This window comes from uncultured Granulicatella sp., from assembly GCF_963516875.1.
GTDB lineage: Bacteria > Bacillota > Bacilli > Lactobacillales > Aerococcaceae > Granulicatella.
The window spans coordinates 1-13,844 of the sequence record NZ_CAUQCL010000019.1 but is presented as its reverse complement, the minus strand read 5'-3'; the positions used below and the strand labels follow the sequence as shown (position 1 = coordinate 13,844).

Below are 13,844 nucleotides of genomic sequence, written 5' to 3'. Positions count from 1 at the left end.
GAGTTAGGATGAGAATTGCAATTATTGGAGCAGGAATTGTAGGAGCAACAGCAGCTTATCAATTATCGAAAAATTCAGAAGTAGAATTAGTTGTTTATGATGATGGATTGGGACAAGCTACGAAAGCTGCAGCGGGCATTATTTGCCCATGGCTATCTCAAAGAAGAAATAAAGATTGGTATCGATTAACAGCAAGAGGAGCTTCTTACTATCCAGAATTAATGGCACAACTAGAAGCAGATGGTGTGACTCAATTGCCGTATGAACAAGTAGGAGTGCTAGTATTTAAAAAGACTCCAGAATTATTAGAAAAGTTAGAAAAAATTGCTGCTGATAGAAGAAAAGAAGAACCTAGAATTGGTGAATTAACAAAAATTGAAGTAGAAGATATCTCCTCTTACGTTCCAGGATGGAACGGAACTCATGGAGCGATTCATTGTTCTGGTGGTGGAAGAGTTGATGGGAAACTATTAGTTGAACAGCAATTATATTTAGCACAGCAAAATGGTGCAAGCATCAAACAAGAAAAAGTGAACTTGACACGAGATGAAGAAGGAAAAGTAGTCGTTAAGACAACTAGCGGACTAGAAGAGTTCGACAAAATCATCGTAGCAAGTGGAGCATGGGTTAAAGAGTTAATCGAACCGTTAGGCTATTATGTAGATGTACGACCGCAAAAAGGACAATTAATTGAATTAGAATTACAGACAACCGAAGCAACAGATGACTGGCCCGTTTGTATGTTGCATGGGGAGATTGATATATTACCATTTGAAGATGGGAAAATTATTGTGGGTGCGACACATGAGAATGATCAAGGGTTTGATTTAACAGATAATCAAGAATTACAACAAAAAATGTATGAAGAAGCGTGTGAAGTATTTCCACCATTAAAAGAAGCTAAATGGTTAGGAAGTAGAATTGGAACAAGAGCATATACCTCTGACTTTTTACCATTTTTCGGGAATATTCCTGGTGAAGAAACACTATTTGTCGCTAGTGGTTTAGGATCTTCAGGATTAACTTCAGGGGTATGGATTGGAGCATTATTAGCACAGTTGTCAGCTGGTGATACACCTTTATTTAACGTTGATTCTTATACTCCTGGGAATTATATACAAAAAATAATATAACAGAAATCATAATTGTTGCATTATCCGAAAAATTCCTGTAATATATTCAAGGTCAATATTGAAATATAGGAGGAATCATAATGTTAAAAGAATTTAAAGCGTTTTTAATGCGTGGGAATGTTGTTGATTTAGCAGTTGCAGTAATCATCGGGGCAGCTTTCAAAGCGATCGTTGATTCATTAGTAAAAGACATTTTCGAACCAGTTATTGCGATGGTATTCAAAGCAGACTCAATTGCAGGAGTATCTGTTCAAATCGGTTCAGCTACACTTGGTGTAGGTGCTTTTGCAGCTGCAGTTATTAACTTCGTAATCGTAGGTTTTGTTCTTTTCATGGTAGTTAAAGGTATGAACGCTGTTCAAGATTTAGCTAAAGGCGGAAAAGAAGAAGTGAAAGAAGTAGCTCCAGAACCAAAAGCTGAAGATTACTTACGTGAAATCCGTGATTTATTAGCGAACAAATAATAAAATGAAATTTGATGAAGGGTGAGTTTTCTCATCCTTTTTTTATTTTTAAAAGAATTTTGTTTGAAACTTTAAGAAATATTTTACAAGCACTATGCAAATGTGTAAGCGTTTGCTATAATGATGTATCAAACTATGAAATGGGAGGTTTAAATATGAAAGTCGTTGTTGCCATTGACTCGTTCAAAGGAAGTTTATCGTCTATGGAAGCTGGTCAAGCGATAGCAGAAGGCGTAAAACGAGTATATCAGAGTGCAGAGGTTGTGGTTCGTCCATTAGCAGATGGTGGGGAAGGAACCGTTGAAGCATTAGTCGAAGGAATGGGAGGAATCTTTGTTACAAAAGAAGTAACAGGACCATTAGGAAAAAAAGTAGAAGCAGTCTACGGAGTGATTGAATCTAAAGAAGATTCGAGTAAAACAGCCATTATTGAAATGTCTGCTGCAGCAGGCATTACGTTAGTTCCTGAAGAAAGTCGCAATCCAATGAAAACAACTACTTATGGAGTGGGTGAATTAATTTTAGATGCAATTGAAAGAGGATGTCGACATTTTATTGTTGGAATTGGCGGAAGTGCTACAAATGATGGTGGAGTTGGAATGTTACAAGCATTAGGATATGATTTTGTAACACGAGAAGGAACAGCTATCTCTTACGGAGGAAATGGACTTAGAGAATTAGCGAGTATTGAAGAGAGCAATGTACATCCTAAATTAAAAGAATGTACGTTCAAAGTAGCTTGTGATGTTACGAATCCACTATGTGGCGAAAATGGCTCCAGTACAATTTTTGGCCCACAAAAAGGTGCAACTCCTGAAATGGTTCAAGAATTGGATCAATTATTATTACACTATGCTGAGTTATCTAAGGAAATTAATGCAAATGCGAATCGATTTTATCCAGGAACTGGAGCGGCAGGAGGGATGGGATTTGCCTTTTTAACGTATACGAATGCTACATTAGAATCTGGCATTCAAATTGTATTAACAGAAACAAAATTAGAAGAACTCATAGCAAGTGCTGATTTTGTTGTAACAGGTGAGGGAAGACTGGACGGTCAAACAGCATTAGGTAAAGCTCCAATAGGAGTAGCAGCCTTAGCTAAAAAGCATCAAAAGAAAGTGCTAGCTTTTGCAGGAGCCGTTACACCAGATGCAAAAGAATGTAATCAACAAGGAATTGATGCATTTTTCCCAATTTTAAGAGGAATTGTAACACTTAAAGAAGCGATGGATAAAGAGAACGCTCATCGAAATATGGTTGATACAGTAGAACAAGTATTTAGAGTTGTAGAAATTATGAAAGAAGGAAAATAAAATGGTTAGTCAAATTAGTACATTAGGAGCCTTAGTTGGATTGATTCTCGCAATTATACTGATTATTAAAAAAGTTCATCCAGCTTATAGTTTAATTTTAGGAGCTTTAGTAGGAGGCGTAATTGGCGGAGCAGGGTTAGCAGGTTCCGTTAGTGCGATGGTAACAGGAGCACAAGGAATGATGTCTCCAGTATTAAGAATTATGACTTCAGGTATTTTAGCAGGAGCTTTAATTAAAACAGGTTCTGCAGAAACGATTGCTGAAACAATTGTGAAGAAGTTAGGGGAGAAAAGAGCTGTTGCAGCGATTGCGATTGCAACAATGATTATTTGTGCAGTGGGAGTATTTATTGATATTGCTGTTATTACAGTAGCACCGATTGCTATTGCGATTGCAAAAAAAGCAAATTTATCAAAAACAGGTATTTTATTAGCGATGATTGGTGGAGGAAAAGCAGGAAATATTATTTCTCCAAATCCAAATACGATTGCTGCTTCAGAAGCATTTCAATTAGATTTAACAGCATTAATGGCTAAAAATATTATTCCAGCATTAGTGGCATTAGTTGTGAGTATTGTATTAGCAGGATTTTTAGCAAAGAAAGTCGATCATGCTTTTGACGATATGGAAGAGGAAGCAGAACATCACAATTCTGTACCATTTTTCCAAGCAATTCTTGGACCGGTTGTGGTCATTGCGTTATTAGCTTTACGTTCATTAGTCGGAGTAAGCGTGGATCCTTTAATTGCATTACCAATTGGTGGATTAGTAACCATTTTAGTAACAGGGCATTCAAAACATACCGTAGAATATACTGAATTTGGATTGAGTAAAGTAATCGGTGTATCGATCTTATTAATTGGAACAGGAACGATTGCGGGAATTATTAAAGCTTCTTCTCTACAAGTAGATATGATTCATGTGTTGGAAGCTTTAAATATGCCTTCCTTTGTCTTAGCACCATTATCAGGTATTTTAATGGGAGCAGCTACAGCCTCTACAACAGCTGGTTCAACGATTGCTTCTCAAACATTTGCAGCTTCTTTAGTTTCTTCTGGAGTTCCTGCAGTGGCAGCAGCGGCAATGATTCATGCTGGGGCAACAGTGTTAGACTCTCTTCCTCATGGCTCATTCTTCCACGCTACAGGTGGTTCAGTCTTTATGAGTATTGAAGATCGTATGAAATTAATTCCTTACGAAGCATTGGTAGGTTTGACAAGTACTATTGTTGCGGTGATTTTGTATTTGTTAGGGTAAAGTAAAAAAGAGTGAAATCGATGAAAGTTGATTTCACTCTTTTATTTGTCTTATTCTTCTGAACGGGAAACGATTAATGTTAGATTTCCTTTTACAGTAATTTCGTGAATTGGTGTTGGTAAAATAAATGAATCTGCTTTTTTAAGAGCGAATGATTCGCCATTTACTTCTATTGTTCCTTCACCCTCGATAACAGTTGCTAAGTAGTAGTTGTCATCTAGTGTAGTAGCGTAAGTACCATCAATTTCCCACTTCCAAACAGAGAAATAATGATTTGTAATAAAATGAGTAATCGTCGCATCATCCGTTTTTTCAATTGTTTGTTCAAAACTTGGTAATTGATGCGGAATTGTAGTGACATCAATCGTTTGTGGAATATGTAATGGACGAGGATTTCCTGCATCATCTTTTCGGTCATAATCATAAACACGGTAAGTAGTATCAGAGTTTTGTTGTGTTTCTAAAATGACAATTCCTTTACCGATAGCATGAATGGTTCCACTTGGAACATTGAAGAAATCTCCTGCTTTGACAGGAACTTCTGTAAATAATTCGCTCCATTTTTCTTCTTGGATTAATTGGACAAATTCTTCTTTTGTTTGTGCGGTATGTCCGTAAACAATTTTTGCACCCGGTTCAGCAGAAATAACATACCAACATTCATTTTTCCCTAACTCGTGTTCATGTTCTAATCCATAAGCATCGTCTGGGTGTACTTGAATAGATAAATCATCACTTGCATCTAAAATTTTAATTAATAGAGGGAATGTTGGCAATGTTTGTTGATGGAATAATTCTGCATGCTCAGCATATAGTTCTGCTAATGTCATCCCTTGAAATTCAGCAGGTGAAAGAATAGTTGATTGTCCATTTGGATGAGCGCTAATCGACCAAGATTCACCAACTTTATCACTTGGCAATGTTAAGTTAAATTCTGTTTGTAATTTTTTACCGCCCCAAATTTTTTCTTGTAGGACTGGTTTTAAAAAGATAGGTTGCATGATGTCAGCTCCTTTATGATTTTTTTAATCCATATGAACTAAATTCAAATAAATCGTATCTATGTCTTGAGATAGAGTATTCAAATGGTGTTCCATTGTCTAAATAGGCGATTTGTTCCACTTCAAAAATAGGTTCAGTAGGAGATAAGTGTAAATGTTTTTGATCTGATTCCGTACTAATAGATGCTCGTAAAATTTTCATAGCACTAGCAATACGTAATTTTAAAGTATCTTCGATATAAGAATAAATAGATCGATGAAGAATTTCTTCAGTGATACCACTTATCAAATTAGTACTCATATAAGTTTGTTCTAAAACGTATGGCTTATCATCGATAATTCTTAATCGAAAAATATTGTATATAGGAGAAGATTCAGGAATTTGTAATTTTTCTGAGATGCTTTTAGTAGCGAACTCTAATTTAAAATGAATAATTTCTGAACGCACTTGTGCATGTGATTGTTTAGAAATTTTTGTTAAGCCTTGAATATCTCTTTCTGGGACAATAATTTTATGCTTTTGTTCTACTTGAGGCATGATGAAAGTCCCTTGCCCACGTTTGCGATAAATTAATCCTTCATCTACTAACATATCTAAAGCTTTTTTTACGGTCATACGACTACAATGGAATTTTTTTGTTAATGAAATTTCATCTGGTAATTGCGTACTAGAGGGAGTATCTTGATGTAATATCTCTTCACGTAGTTGTTGATATATTTTTAAATATTTTGTACTCATGTTTATTTTCCTTCAATTTTAATAAGGAAATTATAGCAAACACATAATCAACAATCAACAAATAATGTTATATGACTATAGTAATTTTAAAATATGTCTAGACAAATAAAAATAAAGTGATATACTAATGGTGTAAATATTTAAGGAAGGAGGATAAATATGGATAAAAATATTGTATTTCCAGAAGATTTTTGGTGGGGAGCAGCTACAAGTGGCCCTCAAACAGAAGGTAGTACAGATAAAATTCATGAAAATGTAATGGATTATTGGTATAGAAAATCTCCAGAAGCATTTTTTAATCAAGTTGGTCCAGGAGTAGCGAGTGACTTTTATCATCACTACCAAGAAGATTTTGAAAGAATGACGCAAATAGGATTTAATTCTTTTAGAACTTCCATTCAATGGAGTCGATTGATTAAAGATTTCGAAACTGGAGAAGCAGATGAAAGAGCAGTAGAGTTTTATCGTAATGTGATTCAAGAAGCTAAGAAGTACGGGATTACTTTAGTGCTTAACTTACACCACTTTGATATGCCAATTGATTTGTTGAAAAAATATGGTGGATGGGAAAGTAAGCATGTCGTCGATTTGTTTGTAAAATTTGCTCGAACTTGTTTTGAACGATTCGGAGATATAGTAGAGTATTGGACTACTTTTAATGAACCGATGGTAATCCCAGAAGCAGGATATTTATACGCATTTCATTATCCTAATAAAAAATATTATGGAAAAGAAGCAGTGCAAATTATTTATAATTTAAATTTAGCGAGTGCGAAAGTGATTCAATTATATCGTAGTTTAAATTTAAAGGGGAAAATTGGTATTATTTTAAATTTAACGCCTGCTTATCCAAAAAGTTCATCAAAAGAAGATGTTTCTGCAGGTCATTTTGCGGATGACTTTTTCAATCGTTCATTTTTAGAACCAGCTGTGAATGGATCGTTTCCAGAAAGTTTAGTAGAAATGCTAGAACGAGATGGAGTACTTTGGGAACATACAGAAGATGAACTCAATATTTTAAAAGAGAACACGGTTGATTTTCTAGGAGTGAATTACTATCATCCAAAAAGAGTTCAAGCTCCTGAATCTTCTGAGAACTTTGATGGTAAATGGATGCCGGATAAATATTTCTCAGATTATGAGTGGAAAGAACGGAGAGTAAATCCTTATCGAGGATGGGAAATTTATCCTAAAGCAATCTATGATATAGCCAAAAATATTCAAGATAATTATCACAATATCCCATGGTTTATTAGTGAAAATGGAATGGGTGTTGAAGGTGAAGAACGTTTTATGGATAGTCAAGGAATGATTCAGGATGATTATCGTATTGAGTTCTATGAAGAGCATTTATTGTGGTTGCATAAAGCGATAGAAGAAGGAAGTAACTGCTTCGGTTATCATACATGGACAGCTTTTGATTGTTGGTCTTGGAATAATGCCTACAAAAATCGTTATGGATTTATTTCGGTAGATTTAGTAACACAAAAAAGAACGATTAAAAAATCGGGATATTGGTATAAAGAAGTAAGTAATAAAAATGGATTTACGATTGATGTAGATAAATATTTATAATGGAGGAATAAACATGGAAAATTCAAAATTTGTAGATAAATTTGTTGTATTTGCTGGAAAACTAGGAAACCAAATTCATCTAAAAACATTAAGAGATGCATTTGCAACAGTAATGCCACTTTATATTCTTGCAGGGTTGGTTGTTTTATTAAATAATACTGTGTTTAAATGGATTATTTCAGATCCGGCTACATTATCAAATGTTCAATATTGGGGAATTACTGTAGCAAATGGAACATTGAATATTTCAAGTCTTTTAATTGCAGTAATGGTTGGTTATTATTTAGCACAAAACCGTGAATATGAAAATCCTTTAGCAGCAGCTATGATTTCAGCAGTTTCATTAATTGCGATGATGCCAAATGCCGTTCAAGTTGTGGCAAACGGAGCAAAAGATCCTGTTTCAGTATCTGGAGTATTAACATTTTCTAACTTAGGTACAGGAGCAATGTTTGCTGGGGTTATTGTTGCGTTATTAGCTTCAGAATTATTTATTAAAATTACACGTGTTAAAGCATTGAAAATTCATTTAGGGGATAATGTTCCACCTGCAGTTGAAAAATCATTTAATGTTTTAGTACCAGTTATTTTAGTAGTTGCAGTCTTTGGGTTAGTTTCAACATTATTGTTCAATATTTGGGGAACTAACTTAATTACATTAATTACTACATTTATTCAAGAACCATTACGTCACGTAAGTACAGGTCTATGGGGAGCAATCATTCTTTACTCATTAGGAAATATGTTATGGTTATTTGGGGTTCACCAAGCTGTTATTTATAGTTCAATTTTAGAACCATTATTAATCATCAACATTCTTGAAAATACAGCAGCTTATAACGCTGGAGAAGCAATTCCACATATTATTAATGTATCACAAGTTCAAACATATGCATTAATGGGTGGTAGTGGTTCAACAATCTGTTTATTAATTGCTACATTCTTAGTAAGTAAAAATGCTGCAAGTAGAAATGTTGCAAAATTAGCATTTGCTCCAGGATTATTTAACATTAATGAACCAGTATTATTTGGTTATCCAATTGTTTATAACGTATCTATGGCAATTCCATTTATCGGAGTTCCTGCTTTAGGTATTTTAATTAGTTACGTTGCTACAAGTCTTGGATTAATGAGTCCTAGTGTGGTACAAGTTCCATGGACTACACCAATTTTTGCTAGCTCATTCTTATCAACTGGTGGTGACTGGAGAGCGGTAGTTGTTCAAGCAATTATCCTAGTTTTAGGAGTTCTAATTTATATTCCATTTATCAAAGTTCATGATCGTGTCATGGAAAATCAATACGAAGGTTAGTGATTAATATGAAAAATATATTATTAGTTTGTAATGCAGGAATGTCTACAAGTATGTTAGTAAAAAAGATGCAATCAAGTGCTGAAGAACGTTCTATTGAAGTACATATCGAAGCCAAGTCACTAACAGAAGCTAAGAAAAATTTACAAGAGGCCGATGTTATTTTAATTGGTCCTCAAATTCGATATGAACTTGAAAATGTGAAATCATTAGCAGGAGATGTTCCAGTTGCTGCAATTGATATGAGAGATTATGGCATGATGAATGGACCAAAAGTTTTAGATCAAGCATTAGCATTAGTGGAGGGTTAATATGTCTGAAGATATGGAATTAGTATGTTTTCAGTTAATTGCGAATAGTGGGTCAGCAAAATCTTCTTATATGGAAGCTGTGGAATTAGCGAAAAAAGGAGATTTCAAAGGTGCCGATGAAAAAGTAAATGAAGCAGAAGAATGCTTTGTTCAAGCGCATAAAATTCATGCAGATTTAATTCAAAAAGAAGCTGCAGGAGAAAAGACTGAACTTTCTCTACTCTTTATTCATGCTGAAGACCAAATGGCGATGACTGAAATGGTTCAACTATTCTCAAAAGAATTAATTCAGTTATATAAAGAACGTTAAAATAGTAAAGGTTCGAATGATAGAAAAAGTCGTTCGAACTTTTTTCTATAAATTCACCCATATTCAAGACACTTTCTTGCAAAAAACATCATAGTTTACTATTATAAAGAAGTAAAAATAGAACTTGCGAGGGATAATATGAATCAAAAATACGGAATTATTTTAGCAGCTGGAAAAGGTACACGAATGAAATCTGAACTTTATAAAGTGATGCATCCAGTTTGTGGCAAACCAATGGTAGAACATGTCGTAGATCAAGTAGAACGTGCGGGAGCAGAAACGATTGTAGCGATTGTTGGACATGGTGCAGAAATGGTACAACAACAATTAGGAGAACGTGTTTCTTATGCTCTACAAGCAGAACAATTAGGAACAGGTCATGCTGTTTTACAAGCAGAAGAGTTGTTGAAAGATAAAGAAGGAACAACTTTAGTTGTTTGTGGAGATACACCGCTATTAACAGCAGAAACATTTGAACAATTAATGAAAGTTCATGAAGATACAAAAGCTAAAGCAACTATTTTAACAGCTTGGGTAGAAGATCCAACTGGATATGGACATGTGATTCGTGAGGAAGATGGAACAGTTCTAAAAAATGTAGAACACAAAGATGCTACTCCAGAAGAAGCAGCCATTCAAGAAATTAATACAGGAACTTATTGCTTTGATAATCAATCCTTATTCAGCGCATTAAGCGAAGTGGGCAATGATAATGCTCAAGGAGAATATTACTTACCAGATGTATTAGAAATTTTGAAAAAACGTGGAGAAATCATTTCTGCGTATCAAATGCCAAATGTGGATGAAGGAATGGGCGTTAATGACCGAGTTGCTTTATCAAAAGCAGAAAAAGCAATGCGCCAACGTATTAATGAACAACATATGAGAAATGGTGTTACATTAATTGACCCTGAACAAACGTATATTGACTCAGAAGTAGTGATTGGTTCAGATACAGTGATTGAACCAGGAGTTTATTTAAAAGGAGATACAATGATTGGTCAACACTGCCATATTACTTCAGGAAGTGTGATTCGTGATTCTGTATTAGAAGATTATGTAACAGTGACAAGTTCAAATATTGAAGAGTCATTAATGAAAGCTTATAGTAATGCTGGTCCGTTTGCACATCTTCGTCCAAAATCAGTTATCGGAAATTCTGTTCACATTGGAAACTTCGTAGAAGTGAAAAATGCAACATTAGGAAAAGGTACAAAAGTTGGTCACTTAACATATGTTGGAGACGCTGATTTAGGAAGAGATATTAATGTTGGTTGTGGAACAATCTTTGTAAACTATGACGGTAAAAATAAACATAGAGCCACTGTAGGTGACCGTGTGTTTGTGGGATGTAATGCGAATTTAGTAGCACCTGTTACAATTGGAGATGATGTCTTTATTGCAGCAGGTTCTACAATTACAAGAGATGTTCCAAATGGAGCGTTAGCCATTGCTCGTTCTCGTCAAGAAAATAAAGAAAACTATGCTGAAAAATTACCTTCAGCTCAAAAAAATTCATAGAAATATACATTTAGTTCTTTAAAAACGAATCAAAAACGTTTATTATTATAGTAGTGAAAAAACAAAAATAAAATTCTTCGGGGGTTATCATTGTGGAACATTATTCCGATCCAAATTTAAAGATTTTTGCACTAAGCTCAAATCGTCCATTAGCTCAAAAAATTGCAGATCAAGTCGGGGTAGAATTAGGAAAAGTATCCGTTACTCATTTTAGTGATGGAGAGATTAAAATTAACATTGATGAAAGTATTCGTGGAGACCATGTTTATATTGTTCAATCAACATCGTATCCAGTAAATGATAACTTAATGGAGTTATTAATTATGATCGATGCATTACGTCGTGCAAGTGCGAAAACAATTAACGTTGTATTACCGTACTATGGATATGCACGTCAAGATCGTAAAGCACAATCACGTGAACCAATTACAGCAAAATTAGTTGCAAATATGATTACACAAGCAGGTGCAGACCGTGTGTTAACATTAGACTTACATGCTGCTCAAATTCAAGGTTTCTTTGATATTCCAGTGGATCACTTATTAGGAGCTCCATTATTAGCCAATTATTTCTTAGAAAATAATTTCAAAGATAAAGATATCGTCGTTGTTTCACCAGACCATGGTGGGGTAACTCGTGCACGTAAATTAGCAGAATTCTTACATGCTCCAATTGCGATTATTGATAAACGTCGTCCAAAAGCAAATGTTGCAGAAGTGATGAATATTATTGGGGATGTTAAAGGGAAAGTTGCCGTATTAATCGATGATATGATTGATACAGCTGGAACTATTACATTAGCAGCTCAAGCTTTACAAGATGCGGGGGCATTAGAAGTTTATGCTTGTTGTACTCACCCTGTATTATCGGGTCCAGCATTAGATCGTTTAAATGCTTCTGTAATTAAAGAAGTAGTTGTAACGGACTCCATTCAAGTTCCTGAAGAAAAAACAGGTGGAAAAATTGTACAAGTTAGCGTGGATCAATTAATGGCTGAAGCGATTAGACGTATTCATGAAAACCGTTCAGTAAGTCCATTATTTATTGAAAAGTTCACAATTTTAGATTAAAAAGTTGAAGGTTAATTAGGAGGCTGGAGAGATTTCTCCAGCCTTTTTTATTCAAGGAGGTTATGTGGTGAATTCATGTAAAATTAAGGAAAAAGTTTTACTAGGAATCGTTAGTATTATTGTCGGAGTAATTACTGGAGTTTTAACGTCCTTTTTTGGGCAAGTGTTATTAAAAGTATCAGAATTGCGAGTAGAGTATTTTTGGTATTTGATTCCGTTTTTAGCAGTAGTAGGATTTTTATTTCATACAGTGTATTTAAAATATGGGAAAAATGCAGTAGAAGGAATGAATATTGTCTTTCGAATTGGACAAGGAGAGGACAATCGCATTTCAAAATGGCTTATTCCTTTCATGATGATTGGAACATGGTTAGCTCATTTATTTGGGGCAAGTGTGGGTCGTGAAGGTGTTGCAGTTCAATTAGGAGCAACGGTTGCGAATCAGTTTCAACAATGGTTTTCTTCTAAAAGAAATCGTCAAATTTTATTAATGATTGGGATGGCAAGTGGTTTTGCTGGATTATTTGGGACACCTTTAGCAGCAACTTTCTTTGCGATTGAAGTAATGATTGTCGGGCAATTACAAATTGACGCCTTATTTTATGCGTTGCTCTCCAGTTTTATTTCGATGAATGTAGCCCAACGTTTAGGGTTAGAGAAATTCATGGTTGGTATTCCTGTAGCAATTCAATTTGATGAAACATTATTGAAGATGGTAGTATTAGGAATTGCATTTGGATTAACAGGAAGACTATTTAGTGTGAGTTTAGCGTATTTGAAAAAATATTGGAGTACTAAAATTTCAAGTCCTACTCTAAGAATATTTTTATTAGGGATTGCTGTCAGTATTTTAATCGCAGCTTTTGATAGTGGTCGTTATGCAGGATTAGGGACGAATTTAATTCATGCTAGTTTTTATAGTGAGACAATTTTTGTACAAGATTGGTTGTTAAAATTAGGATTAACAGTATTCTCCCTTAGTGCAGGATTTTTAGGCGGGGAAGTAACGCCTCTCTTTTCAATTGGTTCTTCATTAGGAATCGTGATGAGTTCGTGGTTAGGAATTTCACCAATGGTAGCTGCAGCACTTGGTTACGGCGCTGTATTTGGAAGTGCAACAAACACTTGGCTAGCTCCTATTTTTATTATCGGTGAAGTATTCGGATATAGTATGATGCCATATGCAGCAATTGTATGTATTGTCGCATTTGTTGTAAATGGAAATGCTAGCATTTATGGACAACAGAAAATTTTTGAATTAGAAGGTATAGAAAGATAAAAAACAGGGGCAATTATATTTTGTCCCTGTTTTTTATACGCACTCCAAGTGGCGAAAAACTTACTGTATAACTGTCTCACTTATGGCTGAGATACACCATCTTTCAGAATTATTTATTATAACGAAATTCAATCATCAATACACCTAAAACTATAAAAACAGAGGAAATTACTGCGCTCATTACTAGTGATACATTCATATAATTTTTTAGAAAAGATAATAAGGCTACTCCTAAAACGGTTATCAAGCTAGTCAATAATCTCTTTTTCATATATTCACCCTTTTTCATTTAAATTAATTAAGTCTAAAAATAGATATTAAATACTTGGAAATTAAATAATATAAACATGAAAGAGTTGTTTAGAAATCGCTTCCTGTTTATGGTTGTAGTGTAATACATTTTTATACAAATTACAATTAATATTAAAAGAGATATTTTTGGTGTAAAGGTACATTAAAACTTTACATTTGACAAATTTTTAAATAAACGAAAAAACTACTGTCAAGCGCAAGTTAAAATGTCCCGAAAAAAATTAGTTTAGTACAGGTGTGCGA

General features: G+C 34.4%; 13 protein-coding genes. 11 read left to right on the top strand and 2 right to left on the bottom strand.

What is annotated here, in order from left to right:
* Positions 1 to 8 precede the first annotated feature (8 nt).
* The 4 genes from RWM24_RS07155 to RWM24_RS07140 all read left to right on the top strand — a co-directional run bounded on the left by RWM24_RS07155 (position 9) and on the right by RWM24_RS07140 (position 4,171).
* The gene (locus RWM24_RS07155; RefSeq protein ID WP_314112914.1) at positions 9 to 1,133 is read left to right on the top strand and encodes an FAD-binding oxidoreductase; all 1,125 of its coding nucleotides are present in this window, start codon (positions 9 to 11) and stop codon (positions 1,131 to 1,133) included.
* An 80-nt stretch (positions 1,134 to 1,213) separates the two neighbouring features.
* A complete protein-coding gene (gene mscL, locus RWM24_RS07150) occupies positions 1,214 to 1,597 on the top strand; it encodes a large conductance mechanosensitive channel protein MscL (protein WP_314112912.1) in 384 nt (127 codons plus the stop codon).
* A gap of 155 nt (positions 1,598 to 1,752) precedes the next feature.
* Positions 1,753 to 2,913 (top strand): glycerate kinase, encoded by a 1,161-nt coding sequence (locus tag RWM24_RS07145; protein WP_314112910.1) that lies wholly within the window; start codon positions 1,753 to 1,755, stop codon positions 2,911 to 2,913.
* A 1-nt stretch (position 2,914) separates the two neighbouring features.
* A complete protein-coding gene (locus tag RWM24_RS07140) occupies positions 2,915 to 4,171 on the top strand; it encodes an SLC13 family permease (RefSeq protein WP_314112908.1) in 1,257 nt (418 codons plus the stop codon).
* Positions 4,172 to 4,221: 50 nt separating this feature from the next.
* Here RWM24_RS07140 and manA read toward each other — a convergent pair whose 3' ends face one another.
* Positions 4,222 to 5,175: a mannose-6-phosphate isomerase, class I gene (gene manA, locus RWM24_RS07135; protein WP_314112942.1), complete on the bottom strand. Its 954-nt coding sequence runs from the start codon at positions 5,173 to 5,175 to the stop codon at positions 4,222 to 4,224.
* A 10-nt stretch (positions 5,176 to 5,185) separates the two neighbouring features.
* A complete protein-coding gene (locus RWM24_RS07130; RefSeq protein WP_314112906.1) occupies positions 5,186 to 5,911 on the bottom strand; it encodes a GntR family transcriptional regulator in 726 nt (241 codons plus the stop codon).
* 159 nt (positions 5,912 to 6,070) lie between these two features.
* On the opposite strand from RWM24_RS07130, the gene RWM24_RS07125 reads away from it, so the two are divergent.
* The 7 genes from RWM24_RS07125 to RWM24_RS07095 all read left to right on the top strand — a co-directional run bounded on the left by RWM24_RS07125 (position 6,071) and on the right by RWM24_RS07095 (position 13,289).
* Positions 6,071 to 7,486, top strand: coding sequence for a glycoside hydrolase family 1 protein (locus RWM24_RS07125; RefSeq protein ID WP_314112904.1), 1,416 nt, complete (start codon positions 6,071 to 6,073; stop codon positions 7,484 to 7,486).
* Between the two features lie 13 nt (positions 7,487 to 7,499).
* On the top strand, positions 7,500 to 8,798 hold the full coding sequence (locus RWM24_RS07120; RefSeq protein WP_314112902.1) for a PTS sugar transporter subunit IIC: 1,299 nt from the start codon (positions 7,500 to 7,502) through the stop codon (positions 8,796 to 8,798).
* A gap of 8 nt (positions 8,799 to 8,806) precedes the next feature.
* Positions 8,807 to 9,109 (top strand): PTS sugar transporter subunit IIB, encoded by a 303-nt coding sequence (locus RWM24_RS07115; protein ID WP_314076857.1) that lies wholly within the window; start codon positions 8,807 to 8,809, stop codon positions 9,107 to 9,109.
* Between the two features lies 1 nt (position 9,110).
* Positions 9,111 to 9,419 (top strand): PTS lactose/cellobiose transporter subunit IIA, encoded by a 309-nt coding sequence (locus RWM24_RS07110; protein ID WP_314112900.1) that lies wholly within the window; start codon positions 9,111 to 9,113, stop codon positions 9,417 to 9,419.
* 138 nt (positions 9,420 to 9,557) lie between these two features.
* Positions 9,558 to 10,940 carry a bifunctional UDP-N-acetylglucosamine diphosphorylase/glucosamine-1-phosphate N-acetyltransferase GlmU gene (gene glmU / locus RWM24_RS07105; RefSeq protein ID WP_314112898.1) on the top strand — a complete coding sequence of 461 codons (1,383 nt, stop codon included), beginning with the start codon at positions 9,558 to 9,560 and terminating at the stop codon, positions 10,938 to 10,940.
* A gap of 89 nt (positions 10,941 to 11,029) precedes the next feature.
* A complete protein-coding gene (locus tag RWM24_RS07100) occupies positions 11,030 to 12,010 on the top strand; it encodes a ribose-phosphate diphosphokinase (RefSeq protein ID WP_314112940.1) in 981 nt (326 codons plus the stop codon).
* Between the two features lie 67 nt (positions 12,011 to 12,077).
* Complete coding sequence (locus RWM24_RS07095; protein WP_314112896.1) at positions 12,078 to 13,289, top strand: chloride channel protein; 1,212 nt, start codon at positions 12,078 to 12,080, stop codon at positions 13,287 to 13,289.
* Positions 13,290 to 13,844: the final 555 nt, after the last annotated feature.